The 21229-nt window shown below is 58.2% G+C and carries 16 protein-coding genes and 1 pseudogene; 10 read left to right on the top strand and 7 right to left on the bottom strand.

Going from position 1 to position 21229, the window contains the following annotated elements; translation table 11 throughout:
* Positions 1-587 precede the first annotated feature (587 nt).
* Positions 588-1688 carry a glycosyltransferase gene (locus AC1DNW_RS31590; RefSeq protein WP_477855393.1) on the top strand — a complete coding sequence of 367 codons (1101 nt, stop codon included), beginning with the start codon at positions 588-590 and terminating at the stop codon, positions 1686-1688.
* 35 nt (positions 1689-1723) lie between these two features.
* Positions 1724-2653, top strand: coding sequence for a glucosamine inositolphosphorylceramide transferase family protein (locus AC1DNW_RS31585; RefSeq protein ID WP_477855392.1), 930 nt, complete (start codon positions 1724-1726; stop codon positions 2651-2653).
* 402 nt (positions 2654-3055) lie between these two features.
* Here the strand turns inward: AC1DNW_RS31585 and AC1DNW_RS31580 are convergent, their stop codons facing one another.
* Positions 3056-3259 carry a hypothetical protein gene (locus tag AC1DNW_RS31580; protein ID WP_477855391.1) on the bottom strand — a complete coding sequence of 68 codons (204 nt, stop codon included), beginning with the start codon at positions 3257-3259 and terminating at the stop codon, positions 3056-3058.
* A 133-nt stretch (positions 3260-3392) separates the two neighbouring features.
* Here AC1DNW_RS31580 and AC1DNW_RS31575 point away from each other — a divergent pair, with 133 nt between their 5' ends.
* The 4 genes from AC1DNW_RS31575 (at position 3393) to AC1DNW_RS31560 (ending at position 6720) form a co-directional block, all read left to right on the top strand.
* Positions 3393-5354, top strand: coding sequence for an elongation factor G (locus AC1DNW_RS31575; RefSeq protein ID WP_477855390.1), 1962 nt, complete (start codon positions 3393-3395; stop codon positions 5352-5354).
* 48 nt (positions 5355-5402) lie between these two features.
* A complete protein-coding gene (locus tag AC1DNW_RS31570) occupies positions 5403-5840 on the top strand; it encodes a FadR/GntR family transcriptional regulator (RefSeq protein WP_477855389.1) in 438 nt (145 codons plus the stop codon).
* A gap of 2 nt (positions 5841-5842) precedes the next feature.
* Positions 5843-6241 carry a VOC family protein gene (locus AC1DNW_RS31565; RefSeq protein ID WP_477855388.1) on the top strand — a complete coding sequence of 133 codons (399 nt, stop codon included), beginning with the start codon at positions 5843-5845 and terminating at the stop codon, positions 6239-6241.
* 335 nt (positions 6242-6576) lie between these two features.
* A complete protein-coding gene (locus AC1DNW_RS31560) occupies positions 6577-6720 on the top strand; it encodes a hypothetical protein (RefSeq protein WP_477855387.1) in 144 nt (47 codons plus the stop codon).
* Between the two features lie 136 nt (positions 6721-6856).
* Here AC1DNW_RS31560 and AC1DNW_RS31555 read toward each other — a convergent pair whose 3' ends face one another.
* The gene (locus AC1DNW_RS31555) at positions 6857-8245 is read right to left on the bottom strand and encodes an enoyl ACP reductase FabMG family protein (RefSeq protein ID WP_477855386.1); all 1389 of its coding nucleotides are present in this window, start codon (positions 8243-8245) and stop codon (positions 6857-6859) included.
* A gap of 326 nt (positions 8246-8571) precedes the next feature.
* Here AC1DNW_RS31555 and AC1DNW_RS31550 point away from each other — a divergent pair, with 326 nt between their 5' ends.
* Positions 8572-9996, top strand: coding sequence for a sensor domain-containing diguanylate cyclase (locus tag AC1DNW_RS31550; protein ID WP_477855385.1), 1425 nt, complete (start codon positions 8572-8574; stop codon positions 9994-9996).
* 423 nt (positions 9997-10419) lie between these two features.
* On the opposite strand, the gene AC1DNW_RS31545 is transcribed toward AC1DNW_RS31550, so the two are convergent.
* From AC1DNW_RS31545 to AC1DNW_RS31535, 3 genes and pseudogenes are all read right to left on the bottom strand, one after another.
* A complete protein-coding gene (locus AC1DNW_RS31545; protein WP_477855384.1) occupies positions 10420-11304 on the bottom strand; it encodes an MBL fold metallo-hydrolase in 885 nt (294 codons plus the stop codon).
* Positions 11305-11443: 139 nt separating this feature from the next.
* Positions 11444-11770 (bottom strand): RT0821/Lpp0805 family surface protein, encoded by a 327-nt coding sequence (locus tag AC1DNW_RS31540; RefSeq protein WP_477855403.1) that lies wholly within the window; start codon positions 11768-11770, stop codon positions 11444-11446.
* 260 nt (positions 11771-12030) lie between these two features.
* Positions 12031-12258: pseudogene (locus tag AC1DNW_RS31535) on the bottom strand (Ku protein); the annotation flags it as partial.
* Between the two features lie 383 nt (positions 12259-12641).
* Here AC1DNW_RS31535 and AC1DNW_RS31530 point away from each other — a divergent pair.
* The 3 genes from AC1DNW_RS31530 (at position 12642) to AC1DNW_RS31520 (ending at position 18430) form a co-directional block, all read left to right on the top strand.
* Positions 12642-16637 carry a hybrid sensor histidine kinase/response regulator gene (locus tag AC1DNW_RS31530; RefSeq protein ID WP_477855383.1) on the top strand — a complete coding sequence of 1332 codons (3996 nt, stop codon included), beginning with the start codon at positions 12642-12644 and terminating at the stop codon, positions 16635-16637.
* Positions 16638-16874: 237 nt separating this feature from the next.
* Positions 16875-18002, top strand: coding sequence for a PAS domain-containing protein (locus AC1DNW_RS31525; protein ID WP_113298881.1), 1128 nt, complete (start codon positions 16875-16877; stop codon positions 18000-18002).
* On the top strand, positions 17999-18430 hold the full coding sequence (locus AC1DNW_RS31520; protein ID WP_477855382.1) for a response regulator: 432 nt from the start codon (positions 17999-18001) through the stop codon (positions 18428-18430). The genes AC1DNW_RS31525 and AC1DNW_RS31520 overlap by 4 nt, the downstream gene beginning before the upstream one ends.
* Positions 18431-18566: 136 nt before the next feature.
* On the opposite strand, the gene AC1DNW_RS31515 is transcribed toward AC1DNW_RS31520, so the two are convergent.
* Positions 18567-19652 (bottom strand): sensor histidine kinase, encoded by a 1086-nt coding sequence (locus tag AC1DNW_RS31515; protein ID WP_477855381.1) that lies wholly within the window; start codon positions 19650-19652, stop codon positions 18567-18569.
* A 498-nt stretch (positions 19653-20150) separates the two neighbouring features.
* Positions 20151-20825 carry a hypothetical protein gene (locus tag AC1DNW_RS31510; protein WP_477855380.1) on the bottom strand — a complete coding sequence of 225 codons (675 nt, stop codon included), beginning with the start codon at positions 20823-20825 and terminating at the stop codon, positions 20151-20153.
* Positions 20826-21229 lie beyond the last annotated feature (404 nt).

The raw sequence follows: 21229 nt of genomic DNA, 5'->3' as shown, positions 1-21229 counted from the left end.
TTCCACCACGCCGCCGATCATCATGCATAGCATGGGCCAACTCCAGTGAACGCACCAGGAATCTGCTCGTTGAGCGCGCGGCGCCACCAGGGCCGTAAAATTCTCCTGTGTGCGACGGGGTTTATCAAATCGAAGCGGTTGGTCCAAAGTGTCTGGCTGGCCGGGCTTGGGGTTTAGAGCCCGGCCAGTTCTCCCAGCCGAATTCGAGACAGTCCGTCTGAGATCTTCGGTCGTGAAACGCGTAACTGCGCTCACGATAGCTGCTGCGTTCCGCAGAACTCGTTGCGGCTCGGACCCTCTAGTCGACCTGAAGCGTTAGCAATTGGGGTGAGCTTCTTGTTGACCATGACAGTTCTAAAACGGTTCGTAATTCTTAATAATTAATTTTGGTTAAGTTTTGTTGCTATATACCGGGTGCCATCACGCATCTGTTTGTATTAAAGCCTGCTGATATACATAGAATTGACAAGGTGGCTTATTTTATACTAAGAAATTCGGCAGTTTCGAAATATATCTTAATATTACAACACACATGTCAACGTTCCTCTTTGCCCTAATCGTGTCTCACGAGCTATGGGGAGCACCGCATGCGTTACGAGAACCTAGACGTTGAATATGGCCACACTTTACAGAATCTGGCACCTCTCTCGGTCCCATTTTTAACCAAAAAGCTCCGGATTCTTCATGTCCTGTTTGCATCCGAAGTCGCCGGATCGGAGCGTTATTGTATCGACCTTGCCAATGCTCAAGCAGCACTTGGCCACGATGTGCACTTGGTTTCCTCATCTCGCGTCGACATTGGAAAGCACCTACACCGCGAAGTTGTCCTCCACGCCTTCTCCACTCGGCTTTTTCGACGCTGGCGGCTTCGCAAGTTGATTGCCGCCGAGCGGATTGAGATAGCGCATGCGCACTTGAGCCCGGGCTGCAAGGCGCTCGTTACGGTCCAAGGGAGCGTTACGAAGATTGCGACTTTACATGTCGGATATAAGCCCAAGCAACATGCGCGATTGGACGGAATCATCTGCGTCAACGAAGCGCAATTATTGCGCATCGGCGACTATGCCGGCTGTGTCAGCCGCATTCCAAACTGGCTTCCGGAAGTCAAGCAGACAGAACGTTTCGACCTTCGGACCAAACTGGGATTACCTCCGGCCGCCAGGCTGATCGGGACGGTCGGACGGCTGCACCCGAGCAAGGGAAACGACGTTCTGATTTCCGCTTTCTTGCGCGCGGCACCTGACAATACGGCGTTAGTTATTGCGGGCGTCGGTCCACAACGGGCGGTGCTTGAAAAGCTGGTCGCTGGAGACGAACGGATCCGCATGATTGGTTATTGTGACAATGTAACCGGCTTTTTGCGCAATCTCGATCTGTTCGTCTCGCCGTCACGCGAAGAATCGGCGGGTCTTGCGATTCTCGAAGCCATGAACGAGGGCGTGCCGGTAATAGCCTCGGCGACGGAAGGCCCTTCGGAATATCTCCGCGAGCATCAGGTTCGCTTCGTTGAGCCCGGCTCTGTCGAAGCTCTCGCTGCGGCTCTGGCTGACGCCCTGCGCTCCGACGACACTAGCCGGCCATGGCGCATCGACCACGATATGGTGCCATTCTCAAGGGCGACCGGCGTAGACAATGTTTTGCGATTTTACGGGGAAGTCGAGGAATGCAGATCGAGTTTCGTGAAGTGATCAATGCGTCAACCATGCCTGCGAAGATGTGACCGATGCGTTTTAAACCCAGCAGCGATTTTTGGAAAGTCGGCATTGTGCCGGCCCCGGCCGAGGCGCTCCTTGATGCCGAGACACTGACGGACTGTGCGAGCCGCATCACCTGGCTGCCTGATCCCGGACCCTGGCGATATCTCGCCGATCCCTTCGCGATAAAAAGAAGTGACGCGCTTCATGTGTTCGTTGAGGCCTATGATTATCGGACGAAGCACGGCTTCATCGAGCGCCACGAATTTGGACCGAATATGGAATGGCGAGGCAAGAACGTTGCCTTGGCCAGGCCCTTTCATCTCTCCTATCCTTTTCTTCTTGAACAAAACGGTGACGTGCTGATGGTGCCGGAAAGTCACAAGGCCGGTGAGATCGCCCTTTATCGTGCCCACGCTTTTCCGGACCGCTGGATACGCGAAGTGGTACTGTTGGCCGATACTCCAGCTGCTGAGACCTGCCTCATCCAACACCAGGGAACTTGGTGGATGTTTTACACTATTGTAGGGGCAGGTGCGCGCGACCAACGAGAGCTGCATATCGCGTTTTCCGACCGGCTAACAGGCCCATGGAAGGTACACCCGAGCAATCCGGTTTTGGAGGATCGAGCCGGCGCGCGCCCGGGCGGAACGCCATTTGTAGGCGTCGATGACAAGATCATACTTCCAGTTCAGGATTGCAGCGTCAGCTATGGCGGAAGTATACGCTTTCTGCAATTTAATGAGCTGAGCCCCACCCATGTCGCCTGCGAGCACCTTCCTCAGCGGTTGACCGGCAATCTCGCCGCAGCCGATTATGCCGACGGGCTGCATACGTTCAGTATTTGTGGCGACGTTACACTGATCGATGTGAAACGTATCTCTCGATCCTTTACCCGCCACATCGTCAATTTGAAGCGAAGGGCAGGATTGGTTCGCACGAGGTCATCCAGCCGGTAAGGACAACCTCCGCGTTGGCGACTTCCGAGCACCTTGTGTCGTTTCCATTTCGCTGCCGCGTCGTGACAGTAGGACCTCGACAATCCCCGCAACGAGAGTGGCGGTGCAAAAACCGACCACGGTAGCCGCGGCATAGTCCGTTCGCGGGCTGAGTAAGATCCGGCCACCTATTTGCCTTCTGCAATGAGCAGGAGGGACAGGGGATCTATACCGTGGAACTTTATTGCGAGCGGGGGGGTCTAAGGGAAAATTCAATCCCATTCGAAAACAGCAAGCGGAAGTTTCTCCGCAATGCGATTCCATGCTCGAGCGTGTCCAGCGTTGAAAGAATCCCGGGGTGTGCTCGCAGTTTCGATAGTCTCGGCGCTCGGCGGATGAACGTTCTCGCTGGTATCATTGGTCTCAGCCCGTCTTGACATCGGCTTCGCGCCGGGAAGGACGCAGGATCTGCCGAACGGAGGCTTCGAGCTGAAGAAGGCGCGGGGCGTTGATTTCCGGATCGAGCTCGGTGTTGCCTAGAGCCGGGAGGATCAGACCGCCGCTCGCAATGATCTCATCGGCATCGTCGGCTCGGCCGGACAGGTGGGGGCGGCCTTCCAGGAGCATGATACCGTCAGTTGCTCGTGATCATGACAGCAGGTCAAAGCGTTGTGAAACTGAACACCTCTGGCGCCTTGCAGCGGTTCAGGGCATCCTATGATGGCTGAAAATTGTGTTTGTGGCAGTTGGAGGAATGCCGATGCGCTGCTTTACCGTGCTTGGACCCTCGCAGACCGGAAAATCAACAGTCGTGGAAAAGCTCGGCTCCCTGGAGGGGGGGCCGAGAAAATCCAAGTCCCCTTATGGATTGAACCTCACAGAATTCACCTTTGGAAACGAGGCGTGGTGTGCGCTGGATGCGCCAGGACCCAACGAAGCGTTGGCGCATGCACAGCACGCGCTTCTTGCCAGTGACGCCTGCATCCTGTGCGTTTCATCGGCACCCGAGGAGGCTGTGCTCGCCGCGCCCTATCTGCGGATAGTCGAGGCCTCGGGGACGCCGTGCATCCTCTTCGTCAACCGAATGGACGAACCGAGAGGGCGGCTGAGGGACGTGATCGCCGCGCTTCAAGACTACGCCAACCACACGCTTTTGCTTCGCCAGATCCCGCTCCGCGAGGGAGACAGGATCATAGGCAGTTGCGATCTGATTTCGGAACGGGCGTGGCGCTACCGGGAAGGCCAGACTTCGGCGCTGATCGCAATCCCCGAAAGCGCCGCCGAGCGCGAGCACGAAGCGCGCAGCGAACTCCTGGAATACCTGTCCGAATTCGATGACTGGCTTCTCGAGGAACTGGTCGAAGATCGCGAGCCACCCAGCGACGCGCTCTATGCCATTTCATCGCGGGTTCTCAGCGAAAACAGGATTATTCCAGTCCTGATCGGTGCCGCAAGTCACGGCAACGGCATGATGAGGCTGATGAAGGCGCTGCGCCACGAGGCGCCGCCGGCAGGGGTTCTTCGACAGCGCCTGGCTCGTGCAGGCAATATCGATGAAAACAAGCTGACCGCCGTGAGCTTCCATGCCTATCATCGTCAGAATATCGGCAAGACGGTGCTGGTGCGTGCGTTTGGTGAGGGACTGCGGCAAGGCGCATTACTGGGCGGCTCCAGCCTCGGCGCCGTGCAGGATCCCGCAAACGGACGGCCGAACTCGGCGATCGGGCCTTCGCCGGGGGATGTCTTCGCGACGGTCAAGTCCGACCACTTGCCCGTCCCGTCGCTGTTGACATCAGACGCGACGGTCGCCCCACCCGAATGGACCGAGCCACCTACGCCGATGCTTGAAAGGATCCTGGTCCCGGGCAGCGAACGCGATGAAAACAAGCTCTCCGAAACGCTGGCAAAACTTTCCGAGACGGATCGCGGTCTTGTCGTTTTGCAGGAGGAAGGCACTGGCGCCCAGCTCGTCCGCGCCCAGGGCCCGGTACATCTGCGCGATCTCTGCCGAACCCTGTCCGACGTCTTCCACATCGACGTAACCGATCGAACGCCCAGCCCGATCTACCGCGAGACAATCGCGAAGCCGTCCGAGGTTCACTACCGGCATCGCAAACAGACCGGCGGTGCCGGGCAATTCGCGGATGTGAAGCTGAGCATCCGCCCCAACGAGCGCGGCCGGGGCTTCACCTTCAGCGAAACCGTCAAGGGTGGCGTCGTTCCGCGCAACTACATCCCTGCCGTTGAAGCTGGCGCGCGCGAAGCGATGGAGAAAGGCCCGCTCGGCTTCCAGGTCATCGATGTCGGCGTAACGCTGTTCGATGGTCAGCACCATGCCGTCGACAGTTCGGAACACGCCTTCAGGACCGCGTCGAAAATGGGAGTGCGACAGGCGCTTTCCGAAGGGTCGGCCGTTTTAATGCAACCGGTCTTCCGCAGCGAAATTCACATTCCGTCAATCTATTCCGGCAGCCTCGTCCAGATCGTCTCCGCCCTCAAGGGGCAGGTTCTCGGCTTCGACCGGGATGAAACTGCCAAGGGATGGGACATCTTCCGGGCACTTGTTCCGGGCGGCGCGCTTGACGATCTGGCGCGGGCGCTGCGCTCGGCGACGCAGGGCATTGGTTACTTTTCCAAGACCTTCGATCACTTCGAGGAGCTATACGGCAAGGAAGCGGACGCCATCGTGAAGGCACACAAGGAACCAGGCGTCGCACACTGAAACGTTCGCGCCACTTCATGCTCGTTCGCAGAATGAKGCTCATGTCGTTTGCGTCGCTCGGCGACGGCTGCGGAGCGGGCGACAAGCTACGACATCCTGGTGCTGGAGGAATGCATCTCCCAGATGGAGCACGAGACGAATGTGATGCTGCTCAAGGAAAAGGGAGACCGCGATTTCCACATGACCATCGCGCGGATGACGGGCAACGYCGTCATCGTCTCGATCGTCGAAGCCTTATGGGCGCAGCGCGACGAATCCGTCATGTGGAAGAAACTGCACGAGCATATTCATGCGCCAAGCGTCCGCCCCCTCTGGATCGGTGATCACCACGCTGTCCTGACCGCGCTCCGCCTGCGCAATCCGGATGCGGCCTATAAGGCGATGGCCCGCCATATCCGCAATGTGAGCAACGAATTGATGGAAGCTTACGAGCGCGGCCGGTTTTCGCCCGACATCATGCAGCTCGAGAAAAAGAAAGGTTCCTGAGAATGCTGAAATCCTTCGAGCATGTCGGCATGACAGTCAGCAATATGGACCGTGCTGTCGAGTTTTATTGCACGCTGCTTGGCCTGCGCCTGCACCTGCGCAAGACAGCGCCCGACGGATCCGACCTTGCCTTTCTCGACGCCAGCGGCAGCATGCTGGAAATATTCGCACCGGCCGACGGCGCGGCCAGGGCCGTTGATGTCCCGGAAGGGACGTCCGGCCTCAGACATCTGACTTTTCTCTTCAAGAATATAGACGAGACCTTCGCAAAGCTCGAAAAGGCCGGCGTCGAGTTGAAGGAACGTCCGCGCCTTGCCGTCAACCGCGAGGTGCTGCACAAAGTGGCGTTCGTGCGCGATCCCGACGGTATACTTATCGAGCTTGCTGAACGATTGCCTTAAGTGCTTTTGGCAATCACGCCATCAGTGCAAGCACGTGCTGACACCGGTTGCGTCTTCCCGTGACTTCCAAAGTGACACTGGAAGCCTGACTGTTTTTGACGAAACCAAGACGATCCTGGGTGTGGCCGCGGCTGACGGCAAGTCCCACTGGGGTCGTTTGGCAACGGGGTCGGCCGTGCCGAAGATGGCCGCGGAGAACGGGCACGCCATCGGCGATGGGACGCCGATCGCTCTTCTCGTGCAGACAAGGCCGCGCCCTGCGCCGGGCGGCACTTTCTCGTTGGATGCCGACTGGGCGGCCGCCGACGGCGTTACGGTGCACGCGGACGGCGGGTATGAAATTGAAGAGCGTCGTTGCTGCGCTTCTGGCAGAAGCTTCCAAGGTAATGGAGCTCGCCTACGAGGTCGCGGGGTCTGGAGCATTCCATGCYCGCGCCTTCAGACCGGAGCGTTTCGCTACCAAGCCGTCGTTGTGGTGACCGATATCGATGGTATTGTCGTCTCAACAGCAAGGGCTCAAAGCGCCTATGGATAAAGGGAAAGGAAGCCATTGTGGATAACCGTGCCGGCAATTTGGCTCGGGCAGCCACCCGACTTCAAATGGTCATTTAACAGTTAGGCAATTTCCCGCCTTGATGCAGCGTCATCGTGCAACTGCCGTGTTTTCACTTTCGATGCCGTCTCGTATTCTCCGTGAGAAGCGTTGAGGCGGCGGGCCACGATGTCGTGGTTAAGCCACCGCACTGGGCCGGAAGGTGAAGACGATGCACCGAAAATCAATTGTCCGGTCGCTTCCACGACCAACGCGCTCAGGAGATCGCTGATCATGACCTTGCTGTCACGGTGCATTGAGGTGATCTCGTTCGACGTCCCGATCGTCAGATCGGCCTGTGCCTGGTTATTAGGCATCGGCCAAGCGGAGAAATTATAGAACGGAGTCATGACTTCGCTCGCCTGCAACTCGCTGATCTTGCGAACTACGTCATCTAAAGTGAAACCATCCGACAAAAGCTCTTGGCACTTCTGCCATTGTTCAGCTGCCCATTCGCCGCCGTGTTCCTTCTTCAGTGCAAGCAGTATGGGAATCAGAGGCAGTTCAATGCCGGTGAACACGTCGGATGAATTGGTCCGAATCTCGGGACAGTTGTAGACGCTCGCCTTCACGCCCATCGCCCATGCATCCTCCGCAATGCCTTCGAGGCGCATCTTGGCGTAGCCCTGAGTGTAGTTTGTGTATGTCTGCCACCGGTATTCTCCGTCGATGAGGATACCCGTGCCGTGATAACCATATGCCGTGTACCTGACCTGGCCGCCCGAGGATTCAATGCGTTCCCGGATTGCTGCGCTGAAATCGATAAGATGGCGGAAGGTGTTTGCCGACACCTCGTCGAAATTGCGAAGGATCAGTTTGCCCATATCGCTTTCGACCAGGGCTTGCGACGACATGTGCCGGGGACCCGTTCCCTTGTAGATTCTATTGGCGACGACCAGGAAGACTTTTGCCTTGGGAATGCCTCCGGCCATCGTATGGGCAAAGAAGACGTTGCGCCCGTCAGCTACCATGCCGTCGAGGGTGGCCATGACCTGCGACAGTGACTTTGTGAACCGTGTGGTAGCTACGTCCTGGCATTTTGCGATGTATTCCCAGTCGAGCTTTTCACTMTCCCAGCTTTCCAAAGTGAGCCCAGCCAGGAGGTCGGTAGGCGTGGGACCATTCGCAGGCGCATCGAGATCGAAGCCAGCCATCAGCGGAACGTTTATGATTGTTCCGCCGAGCCTTGCTTCCGCTTCGCCGAGTTCATCGTCGGTCAGGGGCCGAAGGGCATTCTTTTCGTCGCGCCGCCCGACCGTAATCCCAACGATTTGCATCCCGGCTTTCCGCGCTTGATCGAGAAGGCCGGTCGCGTAACCGCGACCGAACAATTCGCCGAAGAGAACGAAGACGTCGCCCTTTCGAAACACCGTGTTTTCGGAGATGCTCTCCAGTGCAATCGGTTTTTCCATGTCGAGTAACCGCTCCAATAGTCGATAATGGGTAATTGAACACAACCGTTCTCGATGGAAAGTCATTTAAAGTGACGGATCATGTCGAAACGTGAAGCTTCAAGAAGACCCGACGGTCGCTGTACGCAGTTTGGGACCACACTTTTCGCTTAGGAGGATCAAGCCAGAGAGGCAATTACGCTGATCCGTCGCGTGGTACTAAACCCTCGTTGTCCCAACCTTGGGCAATATACATGGCGTGTTAACCGCTCAGGCAGATTGCGTATTGTCGATAACGCGGAAGTAACGCGAAGACGCAACGGTGTGCGCCACGCATAGAGAGAAAGATGGCCGTGGCTACACGCTTCACACATTTCAAGCTGGTCGGTCCCGCGATAATCGCGATTGCTCTGCTGATCGCAGGGCTTGCGGCCATACCGTATTTCGGAGTGGCCCAACTCGACGCGAAGATTAGAAATCGCGAGGAAACGCTCGTCAAACGAAACATCTCGATTTGGGTTTCCGACGTTGAGTTTGCCCTGACAGCCTGGACGATCTGGGACGAGTCGATCGCGAGGATCGACAACAGCTTCGACGCAGAGTGGGCGGACCGCAACATTGGCGCCTCCCTGATCGGAACATCCCGGACGCGATTTGCCGCCATTCTCGATCCAGAGGATCGTATCATCTACTCGAAAATCGCCGACGAGGTTGCTGAAAGGCCGTTTTTCGCCCGTGGATCCAAATCCGTGGTGACTGGCGCGCGCGCCCTCGTGGATAAGGTGCGAGCGGAGGAAAAGGCACCGAAAAAGGCTGGTATTCCAGATCCCATTGCTTTCAGCAAGATCGAGGTGCTGGGGTCCGACGCTGTTCTCCTTACTGCGAGCCTCTTCCAGCCGGATTTCAAGACGTCGACGCCGCGCGGAAGCCGAGCGCCCGTCCTTGTTTCTGCCGTTCCCATCGCTGGGAGCCTGCAAGCGTTTCTCGGAGACCGGTTTCTTCTGGACGCCGCCGCAGTGGGGCCACTCGGCTCGGTCGCGCCTGACCGCTCGCGCGTAGAGATCGCGGTGGGGGAAGACGGCCGGACCGAAGTCCTGTCATGGCGCTCGCCAACCCCTGCACGTGACCTTCTCCTACAATCACTACCGCTTGTCGCCACCGTCGCGGTCGTGCTCGTTATAGGTGGTGCAGCCGCTGTCTGGTCGTCACGTCGAACCGTGGCCTCGCTGCTTGATGCGGAACGGCAAATGCGCCATGCCGCCACCCACGACTTCCTGACCGGTCTTGCCAACCGTTCGCTCATCGACACGGAGTTTGCGCGGCTGTCCGGGTCCGGTCGATTATCGGTGGTGTGTCTCGATTTGGATGGCTTCAAACTCGTCAATGATCGACACGGTCATGCGGCCGGCGACGAGTTGCTGAGAGAGGTATCCAGGCGTCTCGAAACKGGCTCCCGCGAAGGCGATTTGGTTTTCCGTTTGGGTGGGGACGAGTTCGCGATCCTGATGCCGTCCGTTTCAGAAAAGGAGGCTGTTCGTTCGTGCCGCACCCTGTCATCCAGCCTGTCGGCCCCGTACAGTCTTGCATGCGGGCAAGTGACAATCGGAGCGTCGTTCGGATTGGCGGATGTGGCCGAAAACAATGCCGAAAGCTGCGCTAGCGCGCTTCGGAGGGCAGACGAGGCCCTATACGCCGCGAAAAGAAAGGGAAGGGGGAACATCTTCGTTGTGCCCCAGCACCCGACTATCCAGGCGGTTCGTTCATTCGGGTAGACAGGGTAACGCGGGGTTCGCGATGACCGAAGTAGAAACCCGTTACATACGAATCCCAAAGCCCGAAAAAATGATCATCCGGAAGGCGCGGTCGAGCATGCGTACGAAGCGTCCAAGGCTCGAAATGGGGACGCATCGGGGGCGAGCGAGAAGACACTTGAAGCCACCGGTTCGCTGCCTCCGGGACGTTACATTCACTCCCAAGGACATCCGTTCCAGAATTCCCACGAAGACTGCCTGATCCGCGCCGTCGATCCGAACGCGTTGACGGAAGAGAGGTGACCCATCCTTTCCTCAGCCGTCGAACGTGTCCGAGATGGCCAGTCGCATTCAGGTCTGAAGTCAACGCTCGCCACTTAACGCGTTCCGGGATGAGGCTTGATTGCTGGCGATCGCGATCCAGTTCAAGCCCCCAATTCCGAGTTACTTCGCTGCCGGGAGGCTCGGCTCCCACGAGAAGTGATCGCCGTCGGCTGCGATGCGACCCACGCCCGGGAAGGGAAAGTGCGGCGTGAATACAAGTTCGTTGTCCTTCGCTAGTTTMTTCAAGGTGTCGATGCGGTTCTTCTCGCCGCCTTTTTCGTCATTGTCGAACCCAACTGGCCATTCCGGTTCTACAAGCGAGATGATCGAGCTGTGAACCGTGTCTCCGATGTCCAGTAGCTTCCCCTTGCCGGATACGATTTCATAGCCGACATGGCCCGGTGTGTGGCCCATTAAGCTGACCGAAGTTATTTGTGGCACAACCTTCACGCCCGGCTCGAAGGTCTTCACGTTATCGTCGATCACCTTGACGATGTCCGCAAGCTGGGCGTTCTTCTTGGCGAATGCCCATTCCGCCGAGGACATGCGGATCGTTGCCTTGGGGAAGGCCAGCTTCCCGTCCTTAACAAGACCGCCGATGTGGTCTGGATGCGAATGGGTTATCAGAATGTCGGTAACTTCTTCCGGCTTGGTGCCTGCCTGAGCGAGGGACTGCTGGAGCGCTCCGCCGACCCCAGTATCGATCAGGATCACGTGCTTTGGCTCTTTCACCAACAACGCATCCACGCTCAGCGTGACGGTATCGGTGGGCGCACCCGCTGCCTTTAGTAGTTCACCAATTTCCGCTGTGGAGTGGCCGACACCGAAGATCTTGCCGTCGTTCGGCAGTACGAACTGGGCGTCGTGCAAGGAAACCAAATCGAGGGAACCAATTTTAAAGGCCCTTGAGTTCGGCTGCTGCGGAGGCATTTGCCCGGAGGCGGAGGCTGCAATCGCCAATGCCGTCAGAGACGAAGCCACGAATAATGTTTTGGAATTCAACATGACGCGATCCTTCACTTCGGGGGCGATGAAGTCATTTAGTCTCCCTCACCGAGCCAGGTCACCTCGCAATCAAGCGAAGATACCACCGCTGCGATTCTAGCGGATATAATTCAAGGCGCTAGGGTAGGAGTAGGATACCCTATTGCCCGCCCAGTTTCCAACTATCCCCAGACGGGCAGGCTACGCCGTCGACGCGCGTCATGCCGTCGAGTGATTGCCGACTGGTTACAAAACCGCGACATCCGTCCGGTCCATCGTTACCGGCATCGATTTGTTCGATAACGCCCGCGCTGCCTGTGGATGGGTTGGCCCAAGCGAGCGCAGTTGCACCGACAGCACCGCGACCGACTGTGTCTGCGATCACCGCTTGATCGGTCAAAAGCGCCTGGTGCGAGATTGCTGACTGGGCGAGGGGCGTCTCAAGCGGCTCGATATGTGAGCATGCCGTCAAAGCCGCGATGCTCATTGTCCAGATGAAGTGCTTCGAATTCATTGCTCGGATAAAGCGTTTTGCCTGTTGTGTTTCAAGTTAATAGTAGTTCACATTCTGGCGAGGTTTCAGTGATTGCTTGATGGGCGGGCATCACGCGAAGATCGTGACAGAAGACGGAGCGCGTCTTCTGGTCTGTGCGACACGGATGGTGATCGGGCCCGCGAGGTCGCCAACGAATACGGCGCCGTCGATCTCGAYCGCAATCCAGAACGCCTTGTCACTCGCCCCGATGTCACGACATATCGGCCGTTCTCGACTTCATACCCTTTGACCTGATCCTCACGCTCGACGGGATCGCCCGTCTCGCTGTCGATGAACTCGCGATTGACCCTGTTGCCGGTCTTGCGGTTCAGCGTATTGACCGCGATCCATTCGGAGGACGATGCGGCGGTATAGAGCGCCATCGGACAGGAAACCTCTCCGAACCTGTAGCGCTTCCAATTGGCTCTTGAACCCGCCATGACATCGACACTCCGGACGCAACTCAAACGATTCAAGTGATTCGGCAGCGAATTGTTCCGAGTTAAAACGAATCATTTTTCAATGACTTAACGCCAGGGGGTGCAGTATCGGTAGGGCGCTCGTGCGCGACGCGGGCTTACGCCTGCTCAATGCCGCTGACATCCTTGGAATTCGCGGCGTAGTCGTACATGTGATTTCCGATGACGCACGAGCCTTCTATGAAGCGGTCGGCTTCCTGCTTTCGCCGCCGACCCATGATGCTGATGGTTGGATTGCATGACCTCAACAACGCTCTGAACTCCTAAAGGAAACTCATCTGCCGGAGCTTTCCGTAATCGGACCGGTGCCCTACATAGGCCGGACCATCAATGAACCGGATTCCATGACATCCCAACCATTCGACTTTCTCGCTCACGACGGCGAGCTAGCCACCCAGATCCGGAACTTCGACTGGACGAGGACATCGCTCGGTCCTCCGGCAAAATGGCCGCAGATCGTCAAGATGACGACGACGACGATCCTGCAGTCGCCCGTGCCAATCGTGACGCTCTGGGGTGACGACGGGATCATGATATACAACGACGCTTACTCGGTCTTCGCCGGCGCCCGTCATCCGCAACTTCTCGGTTCCAAGGTGCGGGAGGGGTGGCCTGAAGTCGCCGACTTCAACGATAACGTGATGAAAGTCGGCCTTTCTGGCAAGACGTTGGCCTACCAGGATCAGGAACTGACCCTTCATCGATCGGGCAATCCCGAACAGGTGTTCATGAACCTCGACTACTCGCCGATCATCGGGGAGGATGGCAAACCATGCGGCGTGATGGCAATCGTGGTCGAGACAACCGCCAAGGTGGAGGCGCAGCGGTGGCGCAACGGGGAGCAGGAGCGCCTGCGTCAGATGTTCGCGCAGGCTCCCGGCTTCGTTGCCTTGATGCATGGCCCGGACCACGTCTTCGAACTGACGAATGCAGCATACAGGCAACTGATCGGACATCGCGATGTGGTGGGGATGTCCGTGCGCGATGCACTGCCTGATCTTCGCGGGCAAGGCTATTTCGAGCGGCTCGACGAGGTCTATCGGACAGGCATCGCCTATGAGGGCAAGGCGCTTGCGGTCGACTTTCAGCTGTCTGCCGACGCACCCGTAGAGCGGAAATATGTCGACCTAGTCTATCAGCCGATCTTGAGCACCGATAGAGAGGTCGTCGGCATCTTCGCGCAGGGCTCGGATGTGTCGGACCGCGTCGCTGCGGAGGAGGCACTGAAGGCAAGCGAACGCGAGACCCGTCAGGTCCTCGACGGGGCGGTCGACTACGCGATCCTGGCGCTTGATTTGAACGGCCGCATCCTGCGCTGGAACGAGGGTGCACGACGGATCTTCGGCTGGACGGAAGACGAGGTTGTCGGCATTCATTGGGAGATGCTGTTCACGCCGGAGGATCGTGCATCCGACCGGGCACGCGAGGCAATGGACGCTGCGCTCGAGCTTGGGACCGCCCACCACGAACGATGGCACATGCGCAAGTCTGGCGCACGCTTCTGGGCGAACGGCGAGATCAGTCCTCTTCGAGACCCCGAGGGAAAGYCGGTCGGGCTGGTCAAGGTGCTGCGCGACAGGACCGAGGAGCACCTCGCTGCACAAGCGCTCAAGGAAGCTGAAGCTCGGCTTCGGCGCGCGCAGGAAGCAGGTCGTGTCGGCGTTTTCTCGCTTGACCTCACCACCAATCTGCTCAATCCGACGCCTGAATTCTGCAAGATCTACGGGCTTCCGGAGGACGATGAGATCTCCATCGAACGGGTGGAAGAACTCGTGGTTGAGGAGGACCGCGAGATAGGGTCTAACACGCGCACCCGTTCCACGGGAACATCGCCGTTGAACGTCGAGTACCGCATCCGTCGCGCCGACAATGGGCGCAAGCGCTTTATTGCCCGGCGTGGCGAGTTCGAGACCGACAGCGACGGCAATCCGATCCGGTTTGTCGGAGTCGTTCAGGATGTGACCGACCGGCGCCGGGCCGAGCGGGAGCTGCGGGAAAGCGAAGCGCGGTTCAAGGCGCTGGCACAGGCGATCCCCAATCACGTCTGGACCGCCAAACCTGACGGAGAACTCGACTGGTTCAACGGGCGTGTCTACGAATATTCCGGGGTTCACGAAGGTGATCTCGATAACAACCGTTGGACCGACATCGTCCATCCGGACGACCGTGCCGGCGTAGCTGAGCGTTGGCAGGCCGCTCTTGATGCCGATCAGCCCTATGAAACGGAGTTCCGGCTGCGGCGGGCAGACGGGCGGTACCGCTGGCACATCGCCCGGGCTGTTCCGACCAAGGACGACGAGGGTAAAGTCGTGCGCTGGATCGGAACCAATACGGACATCGAGGAACAGCGCGAGACGCGCGCCAAGCTCGAAGCCTTAAACGAGACCTTGGAGCAACGGGTGGCGGAGCGGACCGCCGATCGCGACCGCATGTGGCGGCTGTCGACGGATATCATGCTCGTTGCCGATTTCCAGGCAAACATCACCGCCGTCAATCCGGCGTGGAAGAGTATCTTCGGTTGGGACGAGGACGAACTGGTCGGGCGTTCGTTCATGGACTTTGTTCATCCAGACGACCGGGCAGCCACGCTTTCGCAAGTCGCTAGGCTCGGCAGCGGTGCGACGACGTTCTCCTTCGAGAACCGTTATCAGAAGCGGGATGGAGGCTACCGGCTCATTTCCTGGACGGCCGTGCCGGATGAGGCGTTCATTCATGCGGTTGGCCGCGATGTAACCGAAGAGCGGGAGGCTGCCGCCAACCTGCGCCGGACCGAATTGGCGCTTCAGCAAGCGCAGAAGATGGAGGCGATCGGAAATCTGACCGGCGGTGTCGCCCACGACTTCAACAATCTGCTGCAGGTGATTGCAGGCAATCTGCAGTTGCTTGGCAAGGACGTCGTCGGAAACGAACGGGCGCAGCGTAAGATCACCAACGCGCTCGCGGGCGTCGATCGCGGATCCAAGCTCGCATCGCAACTGCTCGCCTTCGGCCGCCGGCAGGCGCTCGATCCGCGGGTCGTCAATGCTGGCCGGCTGATCCGCGGGATGGACGAGATGCTGCGCCGGACCATCGGCGAGGGGATTGAGGTCGAGACCATCGTTACGGGGGGCCTGTGGAATACGCTGGTCGACCCGATGCAAATCGAGAACGCCCTTCTTAATCTCGCCATCAACGCGCGCGACGCAATGGACGGTTTCGGAAAGCTGACCATCGAAGCGGGCAATGCCTATATCGACGATGCCTACGCGCGGCAGCACCAGGAGGTCGAGCCCGGACAATATGTCGTCGTCGCCGTCACCGACACCGGAATGGGCATGGCGCCCGAACTGATCGAGAAGGTGTTCGAACCATTCTTCTCGACGAAGCCGGAAGGCAAAGGCACCGGCCTTGGCCTTTCCATGGTCTACGGTTTCGTCAAGCAGAGCGGCGGKCACGTGAAGATCTACAGCGAACTTGGTCAGGGCACGACGGTGAAGATGTATCTTCCTCGTTCCATGCAGCAAGAAGATCTTGAGGTCTCAACGAACGACATTCCCGTCGAAGGCGGCCCGGAAACGGTCCTTGTCGCCGAAGACGACGAGGGCGTGCGGACAACAGTGGTCGAGATGCTGCAAGAGCTGGGCTACCGGGTCTTGAAGGCGCCGGACGCGACTGCTGCGCTGAACATCATCGAAAGCGGCATCCATATTGACATGCTGTTTACCGATGTCGTCATGCCCGGGCCGCTCAAGAGCAGCGAGATGACCAGGAAAGCAAAGGAACGGCTCCCGGGCATCGCCGTGTTGTTCACCTCCGGCTATACGGAGAATTCCATCGTTCACGGCGGCAGGCTTGACCCAGGCGTACAGCTGCTTTCGAAGCCATACACGCGCGAGGCGCTCGCACGAAAGATCCGCCAGGTTCTTGAGATGGAAAGAGGGACAACATCTGCTGGTGGCAGACCCAATCCGAAAAGAAAAGTCCCGGAGCCGGCAACGCGGGAAAAAAGGCAAAGGCGCGTCCTGCTCGTTGAAGACGATATGCTGATCCGAATGGCGACTGCCGACATGCTCGCCGACCTTGGCTGCGACGTCCTGGAAGCAGGTTCTGCAGAGGAAGCGCTACCTTTGATCGCGGAGGGCGGTACAGATATTCTGATCACCGACCTCGGCCTGCCGGGAATGTCTGGCGAGGAGTTCTGCCGCTACGTCAGGACCAGATGGCCCGACATCGGCATTGTCTTCGCGACGGGCGCGAGCCACGGGCCAGAAATGCCAGACAGCACGCGAACCGCCTTGCTCCCCAAGCCGCACGGATTGGAAGAGCTGAAGAAAGCACTGGAGGCGGTCAGCACCGGATAATCCCGGACAAGTCGAAGGACGATGCGGCGACAGCGCTGCAACGGCCAGGGCCACTTTGCGTTCTATCGCGATCAGCAGGAGTTTTCCGCACACCTATTCAACAGGGGGAAATCCACTCGCATTGAAGGCGCCTATGCCCGAGGGAAGGGACGGCAGTCGACACGCAGCAGCGCCTCATCCATCGGAACCAGACCTTCAATACAGCGTTAGGTCCTGCATAATTTGTGCGAGAGGCTTATGCGGCAAAAGGATCAATACCTTACCGACGCTCAAAGCGCCGGCGACAGGCTTGTCGCGGGCCATGTCCGAGAAGATCCGTTCGCGGCTGCTTTTAAAGCGACGCGTATGCCGATGATCGTTACAGATCCCAACCAGGGTGATAACCCCATCATATTTAGCAATAGCGCCTTTGAGCGGCTCACCGGCTACTCGAGAGAAGAATTGGTTGGAAGCAACTGCAGGCTTCTGCAGGGACCTGAGACAGACAAGACAACGGTGACGCGCATCAGAGAGGCGGTCGGTGAAGGTCGAGACGTTGCGGTCGACATCCTAAACTATCGCAAGGACGGAAGCACGTTCTGGAACGCTCTCTTCATTAGCCCCGTTTGGGACGATGAGGGTCGGATCGTCTATTACTTTGCCTCGCAGCTCGACTTCACCGATGTGAAGAGCCGCGAGGCCGAATTGGCAGCAGCCCGGCATCAGGCAGAGCAAGAGGTAGCCAAGAACACCGCAGATCTTAAAGCCGCGCTCGCCGCAAAGACACTTCTCGTCCATGAAGTTGATCATCGGGTAAAAAACAACCTTTTGACGATGGCTTCGATCGTTAAGCTGCAGGCCCGGACAACGAAAGACGAGGGCCGGAGACGAACCCTAATGGCCCTCCTCAATCGGGTGGAAGCGCTCAGCACGGTTCATCGCAAGCTGTTCACACTTGACGATATATCGAGATTTGACGTCTCCGATTTTGCCCGTGAGCTCGTCACCGATCTCATCGGCGCGCTCGGACGAGACGATATTCATCTGACCCTAGACCTGCAGCCGCTGTATGTGCCGGCCGTCAAGGCGACACCTCTTTCGCTGATCGTCAATGAATTGGTAGGCGATGCGGTCAGACGCGGCTTGAGCGACGGCGGTGGTGAAATCCATGTTGTGATCAAGCGGCTTAACGGGCATTTCCGCATCCGTGTGGAGGATATTGCCGAACCCGTCCAGCCCGACCCGGAAAGCGCGGACTATGGTCGGCTGCTTCTGGAAGCTTCGGCGCAACAGCTTGGCGCTCACATCGTGCGAAGCAACGAGGGCCGTAAAACCATTGTCGATGTGACATTACTTGTCGACGACCATCAGGAGAATAAAAAATGAGGGTGATGATCGTCGAGGACGAGATGCTGCTTGCCATGGAACTGGAAAATGAAGTGGAAACGGAGGGGCACGACGTGATTGGCGTTGCGATGAACAGCGATCAGGCTCGTGATCTTCTGGCTGTTTCGATCCCGGATTTCGCGTTTGTCGACATCCATCTCATGGACGGCCCCACTGGAATAGACGTGGGGCGGCGCCTCGCGGAAGCAGAGATACCGTTCGTGTTCGTGAGTGGAAACATCAAGCGTCTTCCCGAAGATTTCGTCGGGGCTCTCGGGGCAATCGAAAAACCCTACACGATCAACGGGATGAAGAACGCACTGCAATATATTTCTGCCGTGGTTGCCGGCAACGAGGATGTAGAACCGCCGACCAGTCTCGTTTTGGCCGCTGATGCCCAGCCCCGGACCATCCGTCGGCACGCATGACAAGGTATTGCGGATATCGACATGTGATCTTGCGGCCGCAGGGCGTTTGAAAGTGGAACGACCTATGTTTGCCTTGGCCATCCCAAAAAAATAGCCATTCAGGCGCAACTGTGGACAAGCCGCCAGCCGCGTCTTCTCAGGCGTTCATCGCCAAGTCCCGGGCAAAAAACAGGCGCACTCTCACACCCTCTTGCGAAGCGGTCTCCATGACGACTTTTGCCTTCACGTTCTGCTCCAGGGATTTTACGATCAAAGCACTGAGCTTGCCCGGTTTTGGCCAGACCGTTCCGGGCTGAAGTCCGATTCCATTGTCGGCGACGGTGACCGTGCAGCCTGTCTCGTCGACAATGCTTTCAACGGCAATCTCGCCCGACTCCCTGCCGATGAAGGCGTGTTTCAGCGCATTTGTCATCAGTTCGTTGACCACAAGACCGGCGGGCATGGCCGCGTTGATCGAGACGGGCCAGGCGTCGACCTTCAGGTTGAGCCGGATTCCTTCTGTCGCATGGGCGGCCATGACCGCGGAGGCGATTTGGCTGATATAGACGCCAAGGTCCACCGTCTCCCCCTTTTCGTCCTCCGACAGCGAGCGGTAGAGAAGTGCAAGGGCATCGACGCGCCCGGCCAGTCTTTCAAATTGTTCTGGCACGACTTGCTTCTGCGTGTTGCGGGCCTCCAGCCTTATCAACGCCGTTACCATTTGCAGATTGTTTTTTACGCGGTGCTGGAGTTCCTTCAGCAGGGTGTCCTTGTCCAGTAGCTCCTGGGCGAGCGCCGCTCGCTCGTCGCGGTCGCTCTCGATCACTTCCGACAACGCGACCAGCCGGTACACTGGCTTGTCCGCATCGTCCAGAATCCTGTTGGACCAGGCATCGATACTCACCGCTTGTTCGCCGACCCGTGCGGTAAACCGCCCGAGATACTCTTCGTCACCGATAACTGCTACGCTCAGAGGACGGCCGTCGGACTGATGTGCTATTTCAGAACTGATCGCATCCCAACCCTGGCCTTGAAGTTTTGCTGCTTCGAGACCAACCAATCGCTCGAAGACAGGATTGGCAAAAATGATGAGCTCGTCACCGTCGAGACTTGATACACAGACGCCGAAGGGAATGTGGTCCAGAAACTGACGGAATTGCTCGGCCTCGAGCGCTTCAGCCAAGTGGGGCATCTCTGCGAGCTTTTCGACGTCGTCGGGGGTGATGTTACCTGTGGAATCCATGTGGTCCTCCGGACAATCGTCCAGCCTGTATAGGTCAGAGATGGGCCGGTGCACAATGAACTTATGGGCTGCCGGAACGCTGTGATGAACAAGCCTGTAATCACTTGCCCGGATTTTGCGCCCGTCGCGATTGGGTGATCTGGCGCAAAAAGGGATAGTCGCCGTTGTCCTCACCCTGCGATGCCGTGCGGTAAGAGAGCCGGTCAGTGCTTACCGCCTTCCTGGTCGGTCACCATGGCCTGCCTCGCCGGATATGAAGATCTTCCACGCATCGGAAGCGCGAAGCGGCGAGGTCGGCATATGGCGAGAGCCGGCCGCGGCCCGATTGCGAAAGGAACTTCGATGCCTTGGCTTTGGTATCGACGGAGATGAGGAGGTTACGACCGCTCGCCGCGACTTGATCGAATTTCTTTACACGCTAGCTTGTGCTGGCAGTAGACGCGGTTTGGAGGCGCGGCACGGTGCGGAGCTTGGATATGTTGCACCGTTTCTTGGCGCTTACTTCCACTCCCAGAGCCCAACCGAATGGTGCGGTCGTGTGGTGACGATGGCAGCGGGTTCTTTCGTTATTGCACGATAACGGCTGGCGTCGTCTGCGTCATTGACCCCGACGAAGATCATCTTCATCGAACTCTTGAATGGCGCGCCCTTGGCCCTGTGCTCGAAGCTGATGACAGCGTGCGGATATTCCGCGTTGAGGCCGATCATGGGTTCGCCCGTCAGAGCAATATGGTTCTGCATCGTTAAGAAGGCAGAAACCCGCTGATAGGCAGTGGCCGGCGAAACCTGCGTGTTGCCTTTTGGCGTTCGGGCATAGGCGATCGTATCCGTTTGCCCCTTTTGCCGTCTTGTCTGATAAACGAGAAGGGCATCACCCATCGCCAGTTCGATGTGAAGGTCGAAGGTCTGGTATCGATCTGGCCGTTCATAAAGGTCGTCCAGCGTCGCCTTCAAATCATGAACATAGTCGGTATAAATCGAGGCGGTCATCAATGGGTCCATGTGGGCATCAGCTCTAAAATGGTTGTCGACACAGGTGAGCGGTCTCTCGGCGTGGGCCCGACAAACCGCCATGGCGCTGTCAACGATGTTTCTCGTCTCTGCCACAAGGGCCAGGGCCAATGCAATCTTCGAGATCGGGGCAGTTGGTGTGGTGCCGCCGGCGCTCAGCACAGCACACGTCCGGTGGGAGGCGAACTATGATGGACGTATTTGGATTACCTTATCTGAAGGTTTGATGATGTTGAACGGCCGCTCGCTGCAGCAAGCGGGCAGCGATGGGCTCTGGTTTATTCTGTCTCAGTCATAACCTCCTCTCTTCCGTGAAGTGAGCCTGCGGCGCAGGACCCGGGGCTCCTGCTTCGCGAGCTCGTGGGCAACGGCGGGGGGAGGAGACAAGCAGACAATGCGGAGGGGGATCGCCTACGCATCGCGCTTTCGGCGAACGCCGCCAATCCTGCAGCGGCCACGGGCCGCGCTCCTTTTCTCGCTTGATGCCTCGTTGATCGAGTACCTGCGAAGCGTCCAGTCGGCTCAAACAAAACGGGCGCTCGACCTGATCAGGGAGCGCCCGTGTG

The organism is Rhizobium sp. 05L429, assembly GCF_056397645.1.
Note: the sequence above shows the minus strand (reverse complement) of the source record. Positions and strands in the feature narration are given on the sequence as shown.